Here is a 24,487-nt window from a genome sequence, read left to right as displayed (position 1 = left end):
CATTATTTTTTCTTTTGTAATTCTGATCGATCTAACTCAAGATCCATTTTTTCAATTATTCCGCCCTTATTAAGAATAAAGCTAACTCTGCTGTTTTGATAATCTATCTTTGTAAGATATCCTAAATAAACCTGCTCACCTTCCCAAATTAGATAAGTGTTTCCTTTGCTATCAGCAATAAAAGCACCTTCAGGAATTAGAGCGAGTAAAGTAGCCCCCTGTACATCAAGAAGTTCATCAATGTTCGGCGGAATTTCATTTCTGATTAGAGGATAAAAAGCATCGTACAGGGTTGGTGCGCCAAGATTGTTTTCTACAAACGTTGCGGGTGCAAATCTATTGTCAGACGAAAAGTATGCTTTTGCGTTCAAAGTATAGCTAACAAGATATACGGGAACTTCATCTGTTTCTGTTTTTACCAAATTTCCTAAGCTAACATTGGTAACTTTCTTCAGCTCTTTACTGTGTTCTATCGCGTATATTAGATTATAAACTTCATTAAAATAACCGAACCCTGTAAGTTTATACTCGTGATAGAAAAATTCTTTTTCCTGTTTTTGTTCAAGGAATTCAATATTAACCTGAGCTTTATCAGAAAATCCATTGGTAATATTATTTACAAAATTGTAAAACTTAATGGATGATAAATTCTGTGGTATATTAAATTCCCGATTAGCAAGAATTGAATCAAGCCGATTGGATTCAACCAAAAGACCTTGATACTGTGCCAGTAGCTCTTGCGGGTCTAATGCTTTTGCCTGAAGTTCAGTTAACTTATCTCTTTTTTCAGTCAAATCTTTACTTTGAACAAAGTATAGATAAGATCCTCCTGCTATAAGGATTATAAACAGAAAAGCCAGCAGAACTAAAGTACTACGTAATTTTTTATTCATTTTTTTTCTGATATGATGTAATATCAAATGTTAAATTATATTTATAGGCGTTCTTTTCTCTAAGTGCTTCATTCATCATGCTTTTAAGCGTGGCATTTTGTAAACTAAAAGCCATATCTGTTGGGGAATATTTTGAGAGAGAATATCCCTCAATTTTTATTGTGTTGCTATTATCCCTAACTATGCTAGATATCCAAATATTCTGTTTACTTCCACAAAAGGCAGAAACATCTTTAAGTACGGCTTTCCAAACACCTGTACCAGCAGCAGCAGAATCTAATATTGCTTGTGTTTGACCGAAACTGCTAATCTTGCCTTCTATTTCTGCAATTTTACTTAAGGTTTCTTGATTCTCTCTGATAATTTGATTCTTTTGTAAGATTTCTTGATCAAGTCTGGACAACTCTTTATTGTTTTGCATAATTTTAAGAGTAAATAAGAACGCTGCAATAGCCAAGAAAGGAAGAACTGCAAAACTATGCCAGGAGAACTGGAAGAATTTTTGCTCTTCAGAAATATACTTAGGTAATAAATTGATACCTTTGTGTTCTTTTGCAATCTCATCAAAGTATTCTGTTGCAACTGCAAGCGGAACGCTGTATGATGAAAACTTTGCTTTTGTTTCATCATCTATTTCTGAAATATCAACATCATCAAATTCTAATCTACTTACATTTGCTTCTGGAAATGTTCCATAGAAAGAGAGAATTAAATTTTCAGAATCATCTTCACCACAGACAATTATATTATCTAAAGAAGTTACTCCTCCGTTTTCCATCTCGAGTAAGATCTTGGAAAAATATACATCGTATGTGTGAAGGTTAGTTGTTCCAATATCAAGTGTAGTTCCGATATGTTTTAGTTTTCTACCTTGCAAGAATATAAGTTTACTATATTCCTTACCGATGTAAACTATTAAACTTTGGTCATCTGGGAAGAACTTCTTTCGTTTTGCAACATAATATGCTAATGCGATATCAGCACTTTTAATGGTTGGGACCTTAAAGAATTTCTTTCCAAAATGTCCCGCCAAGTTATCTGTAAGATTAACACAGGCAACGGGTCCATCAATAAATGCAGACAGTAAAGAGCCATCAGAAAGCTCTATAAAATCCATGCTTTCTTTTTCTACATTAACACCCTTCGACTGCCGGATGTCAGAAAGAATTTCATCGAGCAGTTTACCGCTCTTTAAGTCTTTCTTTCCATCATAAGAGTGATAATAAATTGCGGGTTCGGTTAGGGCAGGAATAAACTCAAGTTTGTTAAGATTTACTCCTTTTAATGCCGCACCAATTGAGGTGATGCTAGGTGCATCAATATTTTCGGTTAGTGAGTTCTCTTTGGCTTCAATCCCATCTAACTGAAGTCCCTCGCCTTCCAGATTGAACCCTGCTGTTGGCTGCAAATTAGATTTTGATGAAACCACATCCACGGATGCAGTACTAATCACTTTTAATCTGTTGCCATTTTTTTCTTGGCTAACGACAGCTAGTTTGGTATCGTTGCCTTCGCAATATATGCAGGCTATTGTTTTCATAATTTAGGCCGCCAGTATTTGCTGAATTCTTGTTTTATTGTTGGCATAAGTAATTGCCGTTTCTAGTGAAATTTTCTTTGCAAGATACAAACGTTTTAGGTCTTGCTCCATAGTTAACATCCCTTGTGCGCCGCCTTGATTTATCATCATGTAAATCTCGCTGGTATTGTTGTTTTTAATTGCAGCCTTTACACTTGGCGTCACAAGTAAAACCTCTTTAGCAAGAACACGTTTTCCATCAAGACTTGGAACAAGTTTTTGTGATACTATAGAAATTAAAACATCTGCAAGTCTGTTTCTAACTCTTTCCTGTTCCGCAGGATCGCACTCAGCTATTATTCTATCTATAGATTCTACTGCTGATGATGTGTGAAGAGTTGAAAAAACTTTATGCCCTGTATCTGTGACCTCTAATGCTGCCATAATCGTATCTGGATCTCTCATTTCACCCACAACAATAATATCAGGATCCTGACGCAATGATTGAACAATTCCTTCTTTAAAAGAAAGAACATCTCGTCCTACTTCGCGATGTTTTACTAATGAGATATTTGAAGTATGAACATACTCAATCGGAGCCGCTATAATAATAACATGACAAGGATCAATTTTATTATGATGATCTATAATTGAATCTAGTGTAGTAGATTTACCAGAACCTGTAATTCCTGTAATAAGTGATAATCCAAACTTAATGTAACCATGACTCAAGGCTCTAACTATATTAGGATGAAAATCAAGAGAAGATAATGGCCTAATTGTTTGGTTTATCGATCTCATATTCATTGAGAGAGTATCAAGATCAAAGTACGTGTCCGATCGGAATCTGACATTTGTATTTCTTCGTTCATAAAAGAACGTATAACTAAAATCGAGGTTTCTTTTCTTTGCAAGCTGCTCTCTTTGACTTACGTTAAGAAGATTTACAATAATTGCTGCAGATTCATCGCTAGTAAATTGTGCAATTTCTTTTACTCGCTCTTTGTTTCCATAAATTCTCATCCAAATATAACCAACGTTACCATGACCACCAATTTCAATATCAGAAGCTTCTTTCTCAATCATATTAGTAAGCAGCTTGTTGTAAAACTTTCTTAGTAAAAGCCTTTCGTTTTCTTTTAGCTTGTCAATATTTTCAAGAATATAATGTACTCTATCAGGGCCAAAGATTGAAGCTGGAATTGTTTTGCAAAAACCCTCTAATATTTTTTTCTCTTCTGCAATGTTCAATTTAAACCTTTTAAATTTATTATGTGCCGCGATATGTTAGATAAAACTATACCAAGCTGATAGAAATAGTTTTTTAGTTAAAACAGTAAGATTTATACCATTTTGATATAAATGTTAAGTAAAATTTACGTTTTAGTAAAAAATTTTACGCTTCGCTGGTGCTTGCAAGTACTTCTTCAATAGAAGTAAGACCCATCTTCACTTTTTCCAATCCAGCTTCCCTCAGTGTTAATGATCCATCTTTACGTGCTTGTAATCTTAAACTCTCTTCATCAACATCTTCACCGGCTTTTACAATAAGCTGTCTAATTTCCTTTGTAAAATAAAGTGCTTCATGAATTGCAAGTCTTCCTTTATATCCAGTTCCGTTGCATTCGTCACATCCCACAGTCTCATAGATCGTGTAATTTCGCCATTCTGCAATGTTTAATTCTGCTGCAGCCATCAACCCCTCATCAAAATTTATCACTTTCTTTTTACACTTGGGGCACAGTCTTCTAACCAACCTCTGAGCCACGATAAGATTAATAGCATAAGCAATAAGAAATGGTTCGATTCCCATCTTAAACAATCTTGAAACAGCACTTGGTGCATCGTTGGTGTGAAGAGTAGAAAATGTTAAGTGACCGGTGTTAGCAAGTTTTATTGCAATCTCGGCTGTCTCTTTATCTCTCATCTCACCTACAAGAACAATATCCGGATCATGCCTTAGTATTGATCGAATAGCCTGTTCAAAATTCATTTTATAACCAATCTTTAGCTGCCTTGCACCTTCAATAACATACTCAACAGGATCTTCAACAGTTAGTACATTTACCTCAGGTGATATTACCTGGTAAAGTGCGGCTACAAGTGTTGTGCTTTTTCCACTACCCGTCGGCCCTGTTAAGATAACCATTCCCTGCGGCTGGTTAATAGCTTTCTCAAAAGACTTCCTCGCAGTGCCTGCGAGTCCAAGCTTATCAAGATCCCTGACAACTTTTCTATCATCCAGAATTCTGATTACAACAGTTTCAAATTTATTTTTAAGTTCTGTGCCTACCATTGGTAGAATTGAAACTCTAAATCTAATAACTATATTATCAATTTCTCTTTGGATAAAACCATCCTGCGCCATTTCCCTTTCAAATCTATCCATTCCCCTTGCACGATCTTTAACAACTGCAACTACTGCTTCCGGAAGTGTGCCCTCCTGAATATACCATGTTTGTAAGTTTCCATCGATACGGAACATTACATGTGTTTTATTTCCTGAACGGGGGATAAAGTGTATATCACTTGCACCTTTTCTTACACCCTCAACTAAAGCCCCCTCAACAAGATTTATTAATGCACTTTTATTAATCTCTGCATCAAGTTCCTGTTCATCAAGTGAAGAATCTTCTCGCTCATCGGTATCCATCTGAATATTTTCTTCCATCGCTTTAAGAAATTCATTTTCAGGCGGAAGAATAATGTTAATGAGTTTTTCGTAGTCTTGTTTTTTTATGAAGATGACTTCATATTTTTTTGCATTTAAACCGAAAGCAATTTTAGGGATGTTTCTGTCAGTGGGATCGATGGCAGCGATAATTAGTTTGTCTTTATTACGCTCATCAAACATAAAAGGGATAATTTTATGTTCAAGAATTTGTTGTTTAATAGCCTCCCCATTGCCGGTAATCATACCTTTTATCGATTCAAGTCTGCTTTCAGGTACTTCTTCAGGGCGGGTTTCTAATTCTCGAAAAGCATAAAGTATAGCTACTTCACGGAAAATCACATCATGATCAAACTTAAAATCCTGTACTAAAATTTGTGCAAGATTTCTTTTGATTTTACTTTTATCATTTGTTTTTGCAGCAAGTGCTTTCTCGAGCATCTGTCCATCAATTATTCCCTTTTTAAAAAGAAGATAACCAATTTTATCTGTCATCTCGAGATTAGTATCGATCATGAAATATTTCCATCAATAGTTTTTGTTATTACTGCTGTACCAGGAGTCTTGGGACGCACAGTAGCTGTTTCTGCTGATACCAAAGTTAATAAAATCATTACAACCATAATAAACATTGCAATGGCAACTTGTATAAGCTCAATAAGGTTTTTTAATTTGTAAACAGTTTCAGTTTCATAATAATTAGCTAATTGTAAAGCTGTATTTTTAATTGTTCCAGTTTCCTCGCCAGAATGGAATCTGGAAAGAGCTGTTTCAGTAAAAACTCCACAAGCTTCAAAAGCATCTGTAACACCAACACCCTTTTTTACCATCAATGGTATTGCAACATTTTTAACTTTGTCTTCAAAGTAAGTATTTCCAGCCGCTTCTGCTGCGATTCTAATAGGTTCGATACTTTCAGCCGAACCACTGTATAGAGTGTAAAACACTCGACAGAAAACTTCTATCAAGGTTTTGTGAATCAGTGAACCAATTACCGGCATCTTCAATATATACTGGTCTATAACATACTTGCCTTTAGTGGTTCTTGAATACTGCCAAAGAGCTAAAGGAGGAATAATACAAAACGCAGCAACCAGGTATGGGTTCTCCATTAAAAAGTCACTTACTTTTAAAGTAAATGCTGTCATTGGAGGTAGTTCCACCCCAAAGCGGACAAATAATTTTGCCGTTTCGGGAAAAATATATCCGACATAAAATAGAACGGCAAGAAAAAGAACAAACACTGTTACCATTGGGGTGATAAGAGCACTACGCATATTTTTTTTAAATTCTTGATTTCTCTCTAAAAACTTTGCTGTTGCTCTATATATCTCAGCCATATTACCGCTTTTGGATGCTAGACCAAGCATATAAGCAGTAAACTTTCCAAAAATATCCTGATACTTTAAAAAAGTTGCCTGACTATCTGCTCCCTTTTTTAACTCGTTGTTAATTTCTTTAAGGGTATTTTTTAGAGTAAGATTTTCTGTGTCATTTATTAAGAGAGTAAGAATTTCACCGTAAGCTAATTTTTGATCGAGTAATTCAGAACTGATTTTAACAAATGTAACTATTTCTCCGACGGGGGGCTTTGCCTGGAAGTCTAATAATTTTTTATTTAGAGATACAACTTTATATCCAAGTCTGGCTAAAGCATCTTCAACTTCTTTTTTATTAAAAGCTTTTTGTTCACCACGTATAGGTTTGTCAGTACCTTTTTGGGCTTTATATAGAAAGGTGGATTTTTTTTCAACTGTTATTAATTTCAATTGATTTTTTTCTGCAAGACGTTGAATTTTTTTCTTACCATCCGAAGTAGTCTCTGCAGTTAAAGTTCCAGAAATGGCTTGACCATTAAGTTTCTGAGCTGTGAATTTATACTCTACCATATTTAAACCACAAATTTAATTTTTAGTGTACTTTTAAATATATGAAAAGGGCTGGGATTATAAAATCTCAGCCCTAATTGTCTTTTAGACTATTTTATCAACACAATTTTTATACTATGGAACCACTGTAGAAGAAATCTGTGTTGGTGTAGCTTCTGTCTCAACATGCCAGGTATATCCCATATTTGCCAACGGGGTTCCGGTTAATGTACAAGTTGTGTCAGTAAGTGACGCTACCCATCCAGCGGTAGGAGTAGTTACTAATGTTGCAGGAATTTCAAAACCATTGCCACTAGGACCGCCTGATGTAAAAGTATTTCCACCACCACCTAAAGCTATTGGTTTTTTAAAGAATTGTTGAGCAAGTGCACCAAGGTTTGTACCTTCAGACACAATTGTATCTTTTGCTGATTCCTCAGCATTTGCGTTGAATAAGTTAATACCAACTACTACAGCGATACCTACTATGATAACGCCAAGAACGATTAAGAGAAGTTGTTGTTGACCCATTGTGGATCTCCTTTAATTTAATGAGTATAAGTTAATTAAGTTTAGTCACTACTAAATCAATGAATAATAACAGTGTTAATTGAATCTCTGGTAACAAATGTTTTTACCTGTATTAAGTCACTTCCTGAAACAATCTCATTTCCCGTGCCAGTAATTTCAACCAATGTTGGAGTAACAGAAGCGGTATAACTTCCATTTGCTCCGGTGGTAAATTGTATAGGAATATCCCACCCGGTAAAAGTGTTATTACCTCCTGCAAGTGAGGAAGGCTTTAAATAATATTGCTGAGCTAATTGTGCAATATGTAGGCTTTCATTAATGACTAAATCTCTCTTTTCTTCAACTGCATTATGTTGAAAGAGTAGAATACCAACCAAAACAGCAATACCGACAATGATAACGCCCAATACTATTAAAAGTAGTTGTTGTTGACCCATTGTAAATCCTTAAAATTATTTAAAATCATTTTTTATGCCGCACTTAAATATCTTTATTCTAACGAGTTATCTTAATTACTTATAGCAAAATATTATAATAGGTAAAAAATACACGTAACTTTTGCTATATCTGTAATATTTCCTTACGAATCCAAATATGCTTGCCAAAATATCAAAAGAACATATTTTATAGTGCTTGCGCTCTTATATGCATAAAATACTATGCCAAACAAATGTTGATTTTACAGGGTGCAAAAAATAGGTCCAAACTTGACGGGTAATTATTACCACACTGTAAATTGTATCGGTAAATATTACGATATTTTGATATGCAAAATTTTGGAATGGGCTGATTTGAAGTTCAGCCCTTATAAATAGTAGGCTATCTAACCTTAATATGTAACTCTTTCAACTGACTCTCATCAACTAACGATGGCGAATCATCCATTAGAGACACGGCACTTGCTGTTTTGGGGAAGGCAATAACATCACGAATTGAATGTTCCCCTGCGAATATCATTGCCATTCGATCGAATCCAAAGGCAATCCCTCCGTGCGGAGGAGCGCCAAATTTGAATGCATTCATCAAAAATCCAAATTTGTACTGTGCTTCTTCATCAGAAATACCAAGTGATTTGAACATTTTTGCCTGTAATTCTGAATTATGAATTCTAATACTTCCACCAGCGATTTCGTTTCCGTTTAGAACTAAATCGTATGCACGAGCTTTAACCTTACCTGGATCTGATGACATTAATGGTATATCTTCTACTTTTGGAGAAGTAAAAGGGTGATGCATTGCGTAAAATCTACCGGTTTCTTCATCCCACTCAAATAAAGGGAAGTCAGTAACCCATATTAATTTTGGCTCTGAATCTTCTTTTATAAGGTCTAAACGCTTCGCCATTTCTAATCTAAGTGTGCCCATAGTGTTAAGCGTTTTCAGTTTTGATCCGGATAAAATAAAAATCAAATCTCCTGCTTTTGCATTTAAAGATTCTGTAAGATTTTTCTTCTCTTCATCGGTAAAAAATTTCATTGTCGGAGATTCTAGTTCATCCTCTTTTACTCGAATCCAAATCAGTCCTTTTGCCCCGTGTCCTTTTACAAAATCTGTAAGTACATCAAGCTGATTCCGGGTATAATCTCCACAGCCTGGTGCTAACAAACCGGTTACAATCCCTTTGTTATCAATTGCATCTTTAAATACTTTAAATTCCGTGTTAGTAAAGATATTATTTAGCGTTTTCATTTCAAGTGGAAATCGAACATCGGGCTTATCACTGCCATATTTTTCCATCGCTTCATCAAAAGAAAACCTGGGTAGGGGCGTATGTAATTCACGATCCCAAACTTCTTTAAAGAATTGTTTCATCAATCCTTCAACAATCGTAAAAATATCTTCCTGATCTATAAAAGACATTTCAACATCTATCTGAGTAAATTCAAGTTGTCTATCGGCACGCAAATCTTCATCTCTAAAACACTTTACAATCTGAAAATATCTATCCATTCCCGATACCATAAGCAATTGCTTGTAAGTTTGCGGTGATTGTGGGAGTGCATAAAACTTCCCTTTGTGCATTCTGCTTGGAACAAGAAAATCTCTTGCACCTTCAGGGGTGCTTTTCATTAACACAGGAGTTTCAACTTCAACAAAACCATTTTCATCAAAATACTTGCGAGTTATTTGAGCCATTTTATGCCTTAAAATAAGGCTTTTCTGTAACTTTGGCCTTCGCAAATCAAGATATCTATATTTTAATCTTAGATCTTCGTGAGTTTCAATATCATCTTTAATTGCAAATGGCGGCGTTTCTGCTTCGTTTAAAACAATCAATTTATTTACCATTACATCAATATGTCCGGTTGGAAGTTCTGGATTATCTGTATCTGCAGGACGTTTTCTAACAACTCCCTCAATTGAGATAACAAATTCGCTTCTTAAATCCTTTGCTGCATGATGTGCTTGCTCATTAAACGTTGGTTCAAAAACAACTTGAGTGATTCCATGTCTATCACGGATTTCAATAAATATTACTCCTCCTAAATCACGTCTTCTATCAACCCAGCCGTTAAGCACTACTTTTTCATTAATGTTTTTTTCGCGCAGTTCGCCACAAGTATGTGTTCTTCTATTAAATTGCATAAAGTCTAAATAACTCCTAATTGAATTTGAGGGCTAAAAATAAATAAATGATTGAGGGCAATCAAATGCGGTTTGATTTATATTGTATTAGTTTTGATTATCCTTTTAATAATATTATTTCACCATAAATATATGAATACAACAGAACTTATCCGTAAAAAAAGAAACAATGAAAATCTTACCAAAGAAGAAATTTTATTTTTTATTAATAATTACACAAAAAATAAAATACCAGATTACCAATTTTCTGCATTTTTAATGGCTGTATATTTTAATGGAATGAGTAAAGATGAAACGTTTGCATTAACGGAAGCCATGCTCTACAGTGGAAAAGTTTTACATCTTAATTCAATTCCAGGATCTAAAATAGATAAACACTCAACCGGTGGAGTTGGCGACAAAACATCTTTAATTCTTGCACCAATTGTTGCTGTGGCGGGAATAAAAGTTCCAATGATTTCGGGAAGGGGATTAGGACACTCTGGGGGAACGCTTGACAAGTTAGAAGCAATTCCAGGATTTAATACAAATCTTTCTTTATCGGAATATAAAAAAGTGCTTAAAAAAGTTGGCGCTGTATTAATTGGGCAAACAAAAGAAATTGCTCCTGCCGATAAACTTATTTATGCCTTGCGTGATGTAACTGCAACTGTTGAATCGATTCCACTTATTACCGGAAGTATAATGAGTAAAAAACTTGCCGAAGGAATTGATGGGCTTGTGCTTGATATTAAAACCGGTAACGGTGCATTTATGCAAAAAACACAAGATGCAATTGAACTAGCCGATTCACTTATCCAAACAGCAAAAGCATTTAATAAAAATGTTATTGGTTTTGTAACGGATATGAATCAACCTCTTGGAAATTATATAGGCAACTGGTTAGAAGTTTATGAATCAATTCAAGTTTTGCGTGATGGAAAGAAAAACGATTTAACGGAATTATCATTAATTCTTGCAGGAGCCATGATTTTTCTGGGTAAAAAATCAAAATCGCTTGATGAGGGAATAGAAGAAGCAATTAGAATCTTAAAATCAGGAAAAGCATTTGAAAAATTTGTTAAAATAGTTAAAGCACAAAATGGTAAAACGGATTTAATTTTTCATCCTGAAAAATATCCTAAATCAAAATTTAAAGAAGTGATAAAAGCTAACTCAGTCGGGTATTTATCAGAAGTAAATACTTACGAAATTGGAATGGCTGCAATAGATCTTGGTGCAGGAAGAAAAACAAAGGATGATAAAATAGATCCTAAAGCTGGAATAATTTTCAATTACAAAATTGGCGATACTATTAATAAAGGTGTTGTCCTTGCTGAATTGTATTCAGATTCCAAATCCGGACTGGATAATGCAAAGAAAAGAATTACAAACGCGATTAAAATTTCCAAATCTAAACCTCAAGAACTCAAGTTAATTAAAACTATTATTAATTAGTCTTTATATATTAAAACCATTATTAAGGTATAACCTACAATTGCTTTCAATTCTTATGACTGATTGGTATATTTTATTATTATAATATCTAATCTTTAGGAGAAACCATTATGCTTTTTATCATAGCCATTCTAGCAGCGGTAGTTGCTTTTTTTGTATACCAAAATGCAAAGAAAAGATTTAATAAACCCGAAATTACTTTTTCATTACTCGGAATTTTCGTTGCCCTAGCCGTTGCTGTTTCACAAATGTTTACAATTATACCTGCCGGTCATTCAGGGGTTATTGATTTTTTTGGTTCTGTAAGTGATAAAACTTTAGGACCAGGAGTTAATTTTGTAAACCCATTGGCAAATGTTGTAAAATTTGATACCCGCAAGCAGGAGATAAAAGAAACAATGAACGTTCCATCAAAAGAAGGAATGAGCGTTGAATTAGAAATTAGTATGATATTTCAGCTAAAGGTTGATAAGGTAAATATTATATATAAAACAGCTGGAAATTATGAAGAATATCTACAAAAACTAGTAACACCAAATTTTAGATCTGTAGTGCGTGGTGTTACAACAAAATATGAGGCAAAGGCGTTGTACACAGCGGAACGTGATAAGTTAGAAAATGAAATGAGAGATAAACTTGCCTCCGTTCGTGAAATTTCTGAAATAACTGTTCTTTCTACTCCACTGCGACAGATAAATTTACCTCGCGGTCTCACAGCTTCAATCGAAGAAAAGCTTAAAGCTGAACAGGAAAGCCAAAGAATGGAGTTTATCTTAACCAGAGAAAAACAGGAGGCAGAGAGAAAACGGATTGAAGCAAAAGGGATTGCAGATTTCCAGGAGATAGTTTCCAAAGGAATTAGCGAACAATTGCTAAAGTGGAAAGGTATTGAAGCAACCGAAAACCTAGCAAAATCGCAAAATTCAAAGATTATTGTAATAGGTTCCGGTAAAGACGGGCTTCCGATAATTCTAGGAAATGACAAATAGACCAACAAGTCATTTGTTTCATCTATTAACTTTTGTATTTTTGAACTCATCAGTCAAATAATTTAATAAAGCAAATAAATATGCTTCCATCAATACATACAATTAATTTATTATTGCCATTTTTTTATATCTCAACGTTTGCGATTTACTTTTATGATTTTCAGCAAGGCGGAAAGAAATTTGAAAACTCTAAACGCGTTTTTCTTTTCTTAACACTGATTCTGCATTTCTTTTATCTGCTTCTACGAACAATAGAATTTAATCATCCGCCAATTACAAATGTTTTTGAAATCTTTACCGTACTGGCATTTGCAATTAGTTTTTCTTATTTCATTTTAGAATTAGTTACTGATATCCGTGGAACTGGACCTTTTATAATTATAATATCAATTGTCTTTCAGATCATATCTTCTTTATTTATTGAAGATTTAGCAGAGGTTAGAGAAGTTTTAAGAAGTAACTTACTCGGTATTCATGTTATAAGCGCACTGATTGGTTACGCAGGAATTACAATTTCTGCAGTTTACGGAATTTTATATCTGATTCTTTACAACGAAATAAAGCTTAATAAGTTTGGATTAATTTTTAATCGTTTGCCAAGTTTAGAGATTTTGGAAAGATTAAGTTTTATCGCAGCAATAATTGGTTTTGTATTTCTAACAATTACAATAATAATCGGTGTAATTTGGCTGCCGAAAGCTTTTCCCAACATAACTTTTGCAGATCCAAAACTTATTGGAACCTTTGCTGTTTGGATGCTTTATGGAATTGGGCTAATCAACAAATTCCTAGGTAAATGGCGCGGTAAAAAATTAATTATACTTTCCATTCTTGGATTTACACTCGCAATTTTATCAACGGTGCTTACAAATTTTTTAGCAAAAAGTTTTCACTCATTCTATTAAGAATATGAATCTTCTTGGAATATCAATAAATCATCGCACTGCTCCAGTAGAACTTAGAGAGGCACTTCATTTAAGTGAAGATGAAATTCGTGCGTTCATTCAGCAAACTAAAGACAGTGCTTTTGCTGAAGGAATTGTAATCTCAACCTGCAACAGAACTGAGATCTATGCTATCCCAAAGAGTGACAAAACCAGTTTAAAAGATTTAGAGAACCTGATAAAAAATTATAAATCAAGTTTTGAAGTAAAAGATGAAAATTTTCAGCACTTTATTTCACGTGAATCCATCGAGCATCTTTTCCGAGTGACGTGTGGAATTGAATCTTTACTGATTGGTGATAACCAAATTTTTAAACAAGTTAAAGATTCGTTTCTAATTTCTGAAGAAATGAGTTTTGCTGGAGTTTTGATACGCCGAGTTATGGATGCCGCGACTCGAGTTGGTAAACGTGCAATTAATGAAACCACGATCAGTGAAGGTGCTGTAACAGTTAGCTATGCAGCCGTTCAGCTTGTAGAAAAAATATTTTCTAATCTTCAAAAAAAATCAGCACTTATTATTGGAACGGGCGAAACCGGTGAGATAGCCGCTAAACATTTACGTGATAGGGGAATAGGAAGACTTGCATTAACAAATCGTTCTTTTGATAAAGCTGAAAAACTTGCTGCGGAATTGAAAACCGCTGTGTTTCCATTCGCAAACTTCAAAGAACATCTTTACAAGTTTGATATTATCGTAAGTGCCACAAGCGCCGAAGGTCTTATCATTAGTAAAAAAGATATTGAAGATGCAATGAAGAAACGTAACTATGCTTCGATGGTGTTAATGGATATTGCAATTCCACGTGACATTGATCCCGAAACTAAAAAGATAGATTACGTTTTTTATCATGATATTGATTCTTTAAACATTATAGTTGAGCAGAATCTTGGTAAAAGAAAAAATGAAATACCTAAAGTTGAAAAAATCATTCTGGAAGAACTTGATAATTTCTTCGAATGGTATAACTCACTTGAAGCTGCACCAACCATAAAAACATTACGTGATTATTTTGAAGAAGTGCGTTCTGAAGAGGTTGGAAAAAATATCAACAAGTTTTCTGAAGATGATAAAGAAAAATTGGAAATCATTACAAAAAGAATTATCAACAAAATTCTTCATCACCCTACAATTGAATTAAGAAAAATATCTGAATCAGATTTACGCGCTGAAGATACAGCGGCAAAAATTTCTGTAATTAGAGATTTGTTTGGATTAAATTCTAATAAAGACCAAAAGAACAAAGGATAGACTTTGAAACAAAAAATTATAATCGGTTCACGTGGTAGTGAGCTTGCACTTTGGCAGGCGAACCATGTTAAACGTGAAATTGAAAAGAAAAACAAAAATGTAAAAGTTGAAATCAACATTATCAAAACTAAAGGTGATAAAATTCTTGATGTTGCGCTTTCAAAAATTGGAGATAAATCTCTTTTTACAAAAGAACTTGAAGTTGAATTGCTGGCAAAGCGTGTTGATTTAGCTGTGCACAGTTTGAAAGATTTGCAAACGGTAATTCCAGCCGGATTAAAGCTTGCGGTTGTTACAAAGCGCCATGCTGTCGAAGATGTTTTGATTGCAAGAAAAAAAGGCATGACAATAAATAAACTTCCTGAAAAAGCAAAAGTTGCTACAGGTTCTTTGCGTAGAAGATCCCAGTTGCTTCACCTGCGACCAGATTTACAAATTTTTGAATTACGCGGAAATGTTCCTTCACGAATTAAGAAGTTTTTAGAGTCAGATTGGGATGCAATTATTCTTGCTCGAGCTGGGGTGGAAAGATTAAATCTTGAAAAATTTATTTCTTCTTACATTCCAAAGACTGAAATTCTTCCTGCCGTTGGGCAAGGCGCACTGGGGATTGAAATCCATAAAGACAATAAACTTGTGGAGGGAATTCTTCAATCACTGCATCACGAAGACACTTATAATGCTGTGCTTGCCGAACGTTCACTATTACGTGCTTTGGAAGGCGGATGCCAGGTTCCTATTGGTGCCATTGCAGAAGTTAAATCGAGCGGATTGTATTTGGATGCCATTGTTGGCTCTTTGGATGGATCAGTTACTTATCGCAAAAAAGCACGCGGCAGTAAAAATGAACCCGAAATGCTTGGTGAGACTCTAGCAAAAGATTTATTAAAAGCCGGTGCCAAAGAAATTTTATATGAAGTTTATCAAACTGCGAGAAAGAAATGAAAAAAATAGCATTTAAAACATTTTCTTTTGATGCCTTTGTCTTTTTACTTTTTACTCTTTTTCTTTTTTACACCGGATGTTCTTGTAAACCATGTCAGGAACAAGAAGATGCGGCGATTCCTTTAAGTGTCCTAAAGAAAGCTGATGCGTTTATTATTTCGAAAACCGGTGCTGAGTTTTTTAAAAAATATATTACGGCAGATTTTTCACAATCAAAGCATATCGACCCAAACTACTTAATAGTTTATAAATTTTATATGCCCGAAAAACCATTTGTTGATGAACAAATTAGATTTATTGTTGACAGTACCGGAAAAGTTTTAAAACAATATGAAGTTGTTGGAATTCCAGATTGTAATTCAAATCCAATTGACTGCGATTTTGTAGTTGACGAAAAAACAGCAAAGCAAATAGCAACACAAAACGGTTTACCAAAAGGCATTAAAGACTGGAAAGTTGATTTTATTTGGGAAACGAAATACAACAAATATGTCTGGCATTTGTTCAGCACATTAAAAGAAAACTCTGGTGAGTTTGGTTATCGAGCCGATGGGGAACAAATAGTTATTGATCCAAATAATTCCTCAGTAATTTATCAGGACAGATGGCAAATAAAGTAACGGTATGATTATTAGAGAAGAAAAAATAAAGCGAAAAGAAAGAAAGCGTGAGCGAATGCTTGAGGTTGCTGCTGAACTTTTTTCTAAAAAGAATTATCACGAGGTGATGATGGATGATGTAGCTCGTTTAACCGATGTTGCTAAGGGTACGGTCTATAATTATTTCGGTTCAAAGGAAGAGCTATATTTTACAATTATGAGTTCTAAGCTTGAAAATCTTAACACATCGCTAAAAAATAAGATTGCTTCCGAAATTTCAGTTATCGATTCGCTTCATACTTATGTTATTCATCTTTATATGTTTATGATGAAATATCAGAACTTCTTTTTGATGTATCAGAAAGAATATATGAATTCAGAAAATGAATTCTGTGATGAACTACGAGCCATGAGTGATGAACTTAAATCAATTTTGAGTGATATAATATATAAAGGGAAAAGAGAAAATCAGTTTCGTGAAATTGATGAGAGTTTTGCTGTTAAGTTAGTTTTAGGAAGTGTGTTTGGCGCTGTTCAAAGGGGAATTGAAAATAAATATACGAGCGATAAATTAATTGAGGAACGTGAAAAACTTTTTGATTTTATTTTGCACGGTTTGTATTCAGGATTTAGAAACAACAAAGTTAGACCGCTTAAAAATAAAACTATTGTTCTTACACGAACTATTGAACAATCAAAAGAATCATCAGCAATATTTAGCGCACTTGGAGCTGAGGTAATTGTTTTTCCCACGTTGGAAATAGTGCCTCCAAATAGTTGGGATAGATTTGATGAAGTAATGTTGTCATCAAAAAAAATTGATTATGTAGTTTTCACATCCGCACATGCTGTAACAATGTTTCTAAAACGTTGTAACGAATTGAGTAAAAAAAATGATTTTAATGAATTAAAAGTTGTTGCGGTTGGAAATAAAACAAAATCCATATGCGAAGAAAATAATATCAAAGTTGATATAGTTCCAAAGAAGTTTTCAGGCGAAGGAGTTGTTGAAGAATTATCCAAATATGATTTGAAAGATAAATTGGTCTTTATTCCCCGTTCTGCAATTGGTAGAGAAGATTTACCAAAGGGATTAGAAGAACTTGGAGCAAAAATAATTGCAGTTCCTGTTTATAATGTTTCTCTTCCTTCAAAAGAATCTGTGCTGCAAAACATTGAGCAACTTAACTCAAGCAAACCAGATGTTTTTATTTTTACGAGTCCTTCAACCTTTGAAAACTTTTTAATAATAATGAAAATTGACAATGCCATTCACTATTTTAAAAATTATGATGTTGCTGCTATTGGTCCAACAACAAAATCTGCAATAGAAAACAGTAAAGTTAAAGTTAGCATTATGCCTGAAGAGTTTACAATCCAAGGTTTAGCAAATAAAATGATTGAGTTTTATAATAAACCAGAAAAATCGCGGAGTCCAATTTGAGTCAACTTAAAAACAATTTATTTCTTAGAGCATGTAAAAGACAAGATGTTGAACGCACACCAATCTGGATAATGCGCCAGGCTGGAAGATATTTACCTGAATACCGTGCTGTGCGAGCCAAATCAGATTTTTTAACAATGTGTAAAACTCCTGAACTCGCTGCAGAGATTACTATTCAACCGATTGATATAATTGATGTTGATGCAGCAATTCTATTCTCTGATATACTTGTAATTCCTGAAGCAATGGGAATGCATTTAGAAATGAATGAGGGCAAAGGTCCTGTTTTCCCAAATCCAATTAGAACTGTTGATGATGCAAAGAAGTTAAAGGAGATTGATCCGATAAAAGAATTAAAATATGTTATTGAGGCTGTTGCTTTAACAAAAAAGAATTTAGATAATCGCGTTCCTCTTATTGGGTTTAGTGGCTCACCATGGACGTTACTTACTTATATGGTTGAAGGAAAAGGCTCAAAGAACTTTTCGGAGGTTAAAAAACTTATTTATAATAATCCTGAACTTGCTCATTCTATTTTAGATAAACTTTCTAAAACCATTGCAGACTATCTTTCAGCTAAGATAGAAGCAGGCTGTAATGCTGTTCAGATTTTTGATACATGGGGAGGAATTCTTTCACAAAAAGACTTTGAAGAATTTTCACTTCGGTATGTTGAAAAAATAATTTCACAGATCAAGCGAAAAGATGAACCGGTAATATTTTTTGCTAAAGGTGTCCACTTCAAACTTAATAAATTAGCAAGCATCGGTGCGGATGTTCTTGGTCTTGATTGGACAATGGATCTTGAAGAAGTAAGAAAACAGGTTGGCGATAAAGTTGCTTTACAGGGTAATATGGACCCGACAGTTCTCTATGCAGATAAAACAAATATTAGAGAAGAAACAAAACGGGTTCTAGCTTCTTATGGAAGAGGAAACGGACACATCTTTAATCTTGGACACGGAATTCTGCCAGATATTGATCCGGAAAATGTAAAAGCATTTGTGCAATATGTAAAAGAGGAAAGCAAAGCTTTTCATAGTTGAAAATTATCAGTAATTCCAACCTGTCTGCCGATAGGCGGGCTTGTTTGGGAATCTAATTTATTAATCAAAGCTCCTGAAACAAGTTCAGGGTGATAATGTAAAGAGATAAAATGTTTGAAATAGATTTAACAAAATTTAAAAAGTATGATAAACCAGGACCACGCTACACAAGCTATCCAACGGCTCCGCAGTTTAATGATGGCTTTACACACGAAAATTATCTAAATGAAATAGTTAAAACTAATTATGGGAAAGATCTGCCTGATCTTTCATTATACTTTCATCTACCTTACTGCGATACGCTTTGTTACTTCTGCGGCTGCAATATGATTATTACTCGAAATCGAGATAGAATTAAGGAGTACATAAAGTATATAAAGAAAGAAATTGATCTAACAAGAACATATCTGTTGCCAGATAGAAAAGTAGCACAGCATCATTGGGGCGGTGGAACACCGACACACTTAAACCCTGATGAAATAAATGAACTTGCTGGATACATCAAACAATCTTTTAACTTTTCGAACAATGCAGAAGTAAGCTGTGAGATTGATCCTCGCGAACTTACGCGCCCGCATCTTGAAGCTTTGCGAACTAACGGGTTTAATAGAATTAGCATGGGCGTACAGGATTTTGATGAAAAAGTTCAGAAAGCTGTCAATAGAATTCAGCCCGAAGATATAACTAGACAAACAGTGACTTGGGTTAGAGAACTTGGTTATCAAAGTATTAATCTTGATTTGATTTATGGTTTGCCTTTTCAAACAGTTGATGGTTTTGCAAAAACAGTTGATAAAATAATTGATATAAATCCGGATAGAATAGCCGTTTTTAATTATGCACACGTTCCGTGGATGAAAAAACATATGGCGCTTATTCATCCTGAGGATATTCCTGAAGCTGAAATAAAACTTGAAATCTTAAAAATGACAATCGAGAAACTTGTAAACGCAGGTTATGATTTTATTGGGATGGACCATTTTGCAAAACCTGATGATGAACTTTCTGTTGCAATGCGCGAGAAAAAACTTTACAGAAATTTTCAGGGTTACAGCACAAACGCGGGTGCGGATCTTTATGCAATGGGTATAACTTCAATTTCACAGCTTAAAAATGTTTATGCGCAGAATTACAAAACTGAAAAAGAATATTATTCATCTTTGGATAGTGAAAAACTTCCAACTGCAAAGGGGTATCAACTAACCGAAGATGATCACTTGCGAAGAGAAGTGATTATGAAGTTGATGTGCAACTTTGAATTAGATTATAAACCGATTGAAGATGAATTTAAAATTGATTTTAAAAAATACTTTGCATGGGGATTAAATAATCTAAAAGAAATGGAAACTGACGATTTACTGGAATTTTCTGATAACGGATTAAAAGTAAAAAACATGGGCAGAATGCTTATCCGCAACATTGCTATAAATTTTGATGGTTACATTGAACGAAAAGAAGATAAAGCAAAATATTCTAGGACAGTTTAAAATATTATTCAAAAACTAAAATTCTGTTGTAGATAAAATCAAAACTAAAAGTTTTTGATTCTGTTCTTTTCTCAATATACTCTGCAACTTTTTCTAATCGTTTAGGAATTGAAAGAATTTTTTCTTGCGCTTTTTGTGCAACATCATTCAAACCAGTTATAAATTCAATTTCCCAAAACTTTATGGCCTCTTCAACAATTCTTTTATAATCCCGCGGACCATAAATTCCAATTCTTCTAACAACATCGGCCATATCCCGAAAGTTAGGCATTGAAATTCCAGGCATATCAATCGCGGGCATAATATCGGCTGCAGAAAGCATTGCACGATTTGGATCAAGTTTTAGAACTTCTTTAAAAACATTTCTGTAAAAAGTATAATGCTTCGCTTCATCTGCGGCGATGCTGCTTAATATACCGTTTAATAAAGGTTCATTTTCTCCAGCTAATTTTCCGGTGTTTTTGTGAGAGACCTGGGTTGCTCTTTCCTGCAATGTTGTATAAACAAAAACTTTGTATGGATCTTTATCCCAATCAGGATTGAAACCACTCTCGATATAATGAAACTGCATCAGCTCAACTTCACGAAATCTGAATAATCTTGAATCTCTAACATAATCTCTTATCGCTGCACCGTGTCTATCTTCTTCAGCAGTCCACATATTATTCCATATAGACCAAAAACTTTTATCGCCTAAATATTTTGCAATCAGTCTGTGAAAATGTGGCAAGCCTTCCTCAGTTAAAAGATTTAATGCAACCGCAACTCGAACTTCATCTTTAACGCCACGAACTCTCTCACGAAGTTGATTAATGTTTCTCTCCTGATCATCATTCATTTTTTCATCAGCAGGAAGAAAATCAGATGAAAACCATAATTTTCTTTTATCAACGTGATCGAGCATCCACTCTTTTACTTTTTCTTCGAGATGACTTAAAACTTCTGTTTTAATTTCCATTTCATTGTGCATGGTTGCTTTGTCTTTATGTATACTATTCATTTAAATAATAATATTATGTGGATGTTTAATCGTTTAGTTTATTGACTAATAATAGAAATGTTTTTATTTAACAGAAAGGTAGTTGGGAAATAAAAGTAAGATTTTACAATTTATTTACAATTGATATTTTATCTCTAAAAATCAAGTATTATTATATTTCAACTTCGCTCAAGATGACAGAATCATGTTAAAATATGTTTTCTAATCACTTGGTCTTTCGCCCATTTTTGCTGTTGCAAAAAAATCATTGTAAAATCTTTGTGTGTATTCATCCAGAAGTTTTTCTATTCTTTCTTTACTTGATGATTTTATAATCAAACCCGCGTGATATTCTTTCTTTAATCTCCACACAACCTCGGAATCATTATAAGCTTCTAAATTTGGCCATTCTTGCTTTGATAATGAATTAAGAATTGCAGCAAAATCGCTATTGACACTTGGAAGTTTATATGACTTTTCACCTTTTAGAATTTCAATCTTTGCCCATTCACGCCACAGGTTAATTCCAGATGCGGCTTCCACAAGGCTAGAAAGATTAGCTCCGCCTACTCTGGCAGAAGTTTCTAAGAAATAAAGCTTTCCATTTTCATCTTTAATAAACTCAGAGTGGGAAACTCCGCGTAACAAGCCTAATGCTTTTAAAACTTTTTTATTTAATTCTAAAACTTCAATTGCTTCAACGGATTTACTATCTAAAGTTTTACTTGTAAATACTCGTCCATCGTGTGCAACTTCAAAGGGTGGTGTGCCGTATTTGCTGGCTAATCCGAATATAACTTCTTTATCATTTATTATTGTATCAACGTGGTAGATGTTTCCGGGAACAAATCTTTCCATTAAAAAAAAGGATTGCTCATCGGCTAGATAATTGATTCTATCCCACATTTCTTCTTTGTTATGAACTTTTTTCAATCCATAAGAACCGGCTAACAAGCGAGGTTTAATCATATAAGGGAAGGGAACAGTATCGGCAAATTCATTTATCTTTTTGTGATTTAGAATATGGCAGAATTCCGGAACTGGGATTCCTTTTTCTTTTGCGATCATTCTCATGGCTAGTTTATCTCGAAAGTGTCGTGCAGTCGTGTCACCCATTCCACTAACTCGTAAATGTTCTCTTAGTGATGCAGCACGTTCAACATCAAAATCATCGAGTGCAACAATTCTATCTATCTGTTCATTACGGGCAAGAAAGCTTACACCATAAATTACATCCTGCATATTCCAGTCTTTGTTTTTATCAGGGATGTAGAAAATCTCATCAAGACTTTCTCTAGGCCATTCAACATTCTCCAAACTTTTGGATGTAAGTAATATAACGCGACAGCCTTGAGCCTTTGCTTCGCGCATAAAATCGAAACCTTTTTCATAGCTGGAAATACAGAGAATTGTTAGCATAAAAATTTTCCTTACTTGTTATTTCAACTAAATTGGGAGACGATTAAGTTTATATGGGAATATAGTAAATTCAAATTAAATATTCTTTCCAACCAACCGCATTATTGGGTAAACATTTTCTCCTTTATCATAAAATGGCGAACGTTTGTAGAAGAAATCTAATCTCTCACCTGAATTATTTCTAAAAGATTCATCTTCATTTAGCATTTTATAATATTCAGCACGCAATTGTGAGTCTTCTTTAATCATTTGTTTCGCATAAGGCTCCATAACATAAGCTTCCGCATATTCTTTTCGTTCAAAGAAAGCATTAAAAAATCCCCAATTTACAAATGAATCCGGTGCTTCGGGTTCTAATAAATTTACAATCACTCTTAATGCTCTTTGATTTGTATAAACGATTAAAGTTCCAGTTTCAACTTCCACAGTTTGATTAAAAGCTGAACAAGTATATGATGGAAGATGTCTGCCTTCATATGGTCGTGAGGCAAATTGTACTTTTTCAAATTTGTACTTTTGCACTTTTAATTTCTTCTTCGTTTTTATAAGATTAAATTTTATTTGATGTGCTTTAATTATTTCTATTATTTCTAAAAATTGAGGTGGAATAAGATAAGCGGCTGGAACTGTTATTTTTTTAAGCGAGTTAGCTTTATTAAAAATAGGAATTTCTATTTCCATCGGATTGTTAGTGTACTTGCGAACAGTCGAACCAGTAACTTCACTGTGCTCATCGTACCATTCAAACCCTTTAAACAAAAATTTATCAAACTTACCATTACCTGCTAAGACAAGGGGAAATTTTTTATTATCAACCAAATAATTTTTTATTGTTTGTTTATCTGCTAAGCGATTTAATAATACAATTTCTTTGTAATTATCGTTTACAAAACTGATTGTATGTTCCATCATTGATTTTGTTGAAAATACGCGATTAGCAAATGGTTTTAAACTATGAGTTTCTACTAGCAAACAAATTCTATTTTGTGTGGCACAATATCCGTGCGATAAACGGGGTGGAGCAGGTAAATCAATAATTCCGCTTTCAATAGTTCCTGATTTAAATTCCATATAAGGTCCGATAGTAAATCCATCATCTTCAACTTTTTGTAGTAAGTTTGGAAGATATTTTCTTTCTATAAAACTCAATAACCCTCTATCAATATTTTGATGAGTTTCAATTCCATATGTTACATGATATTGATAATCAGCACCGTTTGTTGTATGATTATCAATCATAAAATCAGGCAGCCAATCGTTAAAAAGTTTTAGAAATGATTTTATTTCCGGTGTGTCAGCTTTTAAATAATCGCGGTTCAGGTTTAAGTTTAAAGCATTTGTACGCCAGCCCATTTTCTTAGGACCGTTTTGATTTGGTCTGTTAAATGGACTAATCCTTTCATGGCCATCAATGTTTAAAACAGGAATGATTAGTAAAATTGTATTATCAAGAAAATGTGCTTTTTCTTTTGTGATAATAATTTCGCGAAGTAATAGCATGCAAGCATCTTTACCTTCAACTTCGCCAGGATGAATTCCATTTTGGATAAGTAAAATTGCTTTACCCGTTTTCTTTGCTTGCTCTGGAGTAAATGCTCTATCCTTTGAAACTATTATTACTTTTAATTTTCTCCCTTGCGGGGTTAAACCAATGGTCTTGATTATTACATACGGTGTATTATCTGCAAATTTTTGAAAATATTTTAAAGTGTTATCATAATCAGGAGATTCGAGATGATTTGATTTTTCAAAAAATGTAAGCCAGTCTTTAGAGGAGTTTTTGTTTTTCATTTTAATAATTAAGATTAGTTATGGTTGATGTAAATATAGAATATCTCAGAGTGAGATGGATAAATAATAAGAAAAAATAATATCGTG

At 33.9% G+C, this 24,487-nt stretch carries 20 protein-coding genes; 9 read left to right on the top strand and 11 right to left on the bottom strand.

The genetic code is table 11. The features are described from left to right. Nucleotides 1–2 precede the first annotated feature (2 nt). The 8 genes from IPJ23_13345 to aspS form a co-directional block, all read right to left on the bottom strand. A complete protein-coding gene (locus IPJ23_13345) occupies nucleotides 3–893 on the bottom strand; it encodes a hypothetical protein (GenBank protein ID MBK7631662.1) in 891 nt (296 codons plus the stop codon). Continuing rightward, nucleotides 886–2,433, bottom strand: coding sequence for a hypothetical protein (locus tag IPJ23_13340; GenBank protein ID MBK7631661.1), 1,548 nt, complete (start codon nucleotides 2,431–2,433; stop codon nucleotides 886–888). Before IPJ23_13340 ends, IPJ23_13345 begins: the two co-directional genes overlap by 8 nt. A gap of 3 nt (nucleotides 2,434–2,436) precedes the next feature. Next, nucleotides 2,437–3,663, bottom strand: a complete 1,227-nt coding sequence (locus IPJ23_13335) for a PilT/PilU family type 4a pilus ATPase (GenBank protein ID MBK7631660.1) — start codon at nucleotides 3,661–3,663, stop codon at nucleotides 2,437–2,439. Nucleotides 3,664–3,808: 145 nt separating this feature from the next. After that, nucleotides 3,809–5,599: a Flp pilus assembly complex ATPase component TadA gene (gene tadA / locus IPJ23_13330; protein MBK7631659.1), complete on the bottom strand. Its 1,791-nt coding sequence runs from the start codon at nucleotides 5,597–5,599 to the stop codon at nucleotides 3,809–3,811. Further along, nucleotides 5,596–6,972, bottom strand: a complete 1,377-nt coding sequence (locus IPJ23_13325; protein MBK7631658.1) for a type II secretion system F family protein — start codon at nucleotides 6,970–6,972, stop codon at nucleotides 5,596–5,598. The genes tadA and IPJ23_13325 overlap by 4 nt, the downstream gene beginning before the upstream one ends. Before the next feature lie 114 nt (nucleotides 6,973–7,086). Beyond that, nucleotides 7,087–7,482 (bottom strand): hypothetical protein, encoded by a 396-nt coding sequence (locus IPJ23_13320; protein ID MBK7631657.1) that lies wholly within the window; start codon nucleotides 7,480–7,482, stop codon nucleotides 7,087–7,089. 56 nt (nucleotides 7,483–7,538) lie between these two features. Then, complete coding sequence (locus IPJ23_13315; protein ID MBK7631656.1) at nucleotides 7,539–7,919, bottom strand: hypothetical protein; 381 nt, start codon at nucleotides 7,917–7,919, stop codon at nucleotides 7,539–7,541. A gap of 382 nt (nucleotides 7,920–8,301) precedes the next feature. Then, nucleotides 8,302–10,068, bottom strand: a complete 1,767-nt coding sequence (gene aspS, locus IPJ23_13310) for an aspartate--tRNA ligase (GenBank protein ID MBK7631655.1) — start codon at nucleotides 10,066–10,068, stop codon at nucleotides 8,302–8,304. Nucleotides 10,069–10,200: 132 nt separating this feature from the next. Between aspS and IPJ23_13305 the strand changes: the two genes are divergently transcribed. From IPJ23_13305 to hemN, 9 genes are all read left to right on the top strand, one after another. Further along, entirely contained in the window at nucleotides 10,201–11,505 is a 1,305-nt protein-coding gene (locus IPJ23_13305) for a thymidine phosphorylase (protein MBK7631654.1), read from the top strand. A gap of 110 nt (nucleotides 11,506–11,615) precedes the next feature. Continuing rightward, the gene (locus tag IPJ23_13300) at nucleotides 11,616–12,494 is read left to right on the top strand and encodes a prohibitin family protein (protein ID MBK7631653.1); all 879 of its coding nucleotides are present in this window, start codon (nucleotides 11,616–11,618) and stop codon (nucleotides 12,492–12,494) included. 80 nt (nucleotides 12,495–12,574) lie between these two features. Continuing rightward, nucleotides 12,575–13,399: a cytochrome c biogenesis protein CcsA gene (ccsA, locus tag IPJ23_13295; protein MBK7631652.1), complete on the top strand. Its 825-nt coding sequence runs from the start codon at nucleotides 12,575–12,577 to the stop codon at nucleotides 13,397–13,399. Nucleotides 13,400–13,403: 4 nt separating this feature from the next. Then, nucleotides 13,404–14,690: a glutamyl-tRNA reductase gene (locus tag IPJ23_13290; protein MBK7631651.1), complete on the top strand. Its 1,287-nt coding sequence runs from the start codon at nucleotides 13,404–13,406 to the stop codon at nucleotides 14,688–14,690. Between the two features lie 3 nt (nucleotides 14,691–14,693). After that, nucleotides 14,694–15,635, top strand: a complete 942-nt coding sequence (hemC, locus tag IPJ23_13285) for a hydroxymethylbilane synthase (protein MBK7631650.1) — start codon at nucleotides 14,694–14,696, stop codon at nucleotides 15,633–15,635. Continuing rightward, nucleotides 15,632–16,255, top strand: coding sequence for a hypothetical protein (locus tag IPJ23_13280; protein ID MBK7631649.1), 624 nt, complete (start codon nucleotides 15,632–15,634; stop codon nucleotides 16,253–16,255). Before hemC ends, IPJ23_13280 begins: the two co-directional genes overlap by 4 nt. A gap of 4 nt (nucleotides 16,256–16,259) precedes the next feature. Continuing rightward, nucleotides 16,260–17,678: a uroporphyrinogen-III synthase gene (locus tag IPJ23_13275; protein ID MBK7631648.1), complete on the top strand. Its 1,419-nt coding sequence runs from the start codon at nucleotides 16,260–16,262 to the stop codon at nucleotides 17,676–17,678. Beyond that, nucleotides 17,675–18,724: a uroporphyrinogen decarboxylase gene (locus IPJ23_13270; protein MBK7631647.1), complete on the top strand. Its 1,050-nt coding sequence runs from the start codon at nucleotides 17,675–17,677 to the stop codon at nucleotides 18,722–18,724. The genes IPJ23_13275 and IPJ23_13270 overlap by 4 nt, the downstream gene beginning before the upstream one ends. Before the next feature lie 110 nt (nucleotides 18,725–18,834). Then, nucleotides 18,835–20,211: an oxygen-independent coproporphyrinogen III oxidase gene (gene hemN / locus IPJ23_13265; protein MBK7631646.1), complete on the top strand. Its 1,377-nt coding sequence runs from the start codon at nucleotides 18,835–18,837 to the stop codon at nucleotides 20,209–20,211. A gap of 4 nt (nucleotides 20,212–20,215) precedes the next feature. Here hemN and IPJ23_13260 read toward each other — a convergent pair whose 3' ends face one another. From IPJ23_13260 to IPJ23_13250, 3 genes are all read right to left on the bottom strand, one after another. Further along, the gene (locus IPJ23_13260; GenBank protein MBK7631645.1) at nucleotides 20,216–21,181 is read right to left on the bottom strand and encodes an acyl-ACP desaturase; all 966 of its coding nucleotides are present in this window, start codon (nucleotides 21,179–21,181) and stop codon (nucleotides 20,216–20,218) included. A gap of 231 nt (nucleotides 21,182–21,412) precedes the next feature. After that, nucleotides 21,413–22,609 (bottom strand): ATP-grasp domain-containing protein, encoded by a 1,197-nt coding sequence (locus IPJ23_13255; protein ID MBK7631644.1) that lies wholly within the window; start codon nucleotides 22,607–22,609, stop codon nucleotides 21,413–21,415. Between the two features lie 75 nt (nucleotides 22,610–22,684). Further along, nucleotides 22,685–24,400, bottom strand: coding sequence for a M14 family metallopeptidase (locus tag IPJ23_13250; protein ID MBK7631643.1), 1,716 nt, complete (start codon nucleotides 24,398–24,400; stop codon nucleotides 22,685–22,687). Nucleotides 24,401–24,487 lie beyond the last annotated feature (87 nt).

It is taken from the genome of Ignavibacteriales bacterium (assembly GCA_016709765.1).
In the GTDB taxonomy this organism is placed as follows: Bacteria; Bacteroidota; Ignavibacteria; order Ignavibacteriales; family Ignavibacteriaceae; genus IGN3.
This window is presented reverse-complemented; position numbering and strand designations above follow the sequence as displayed.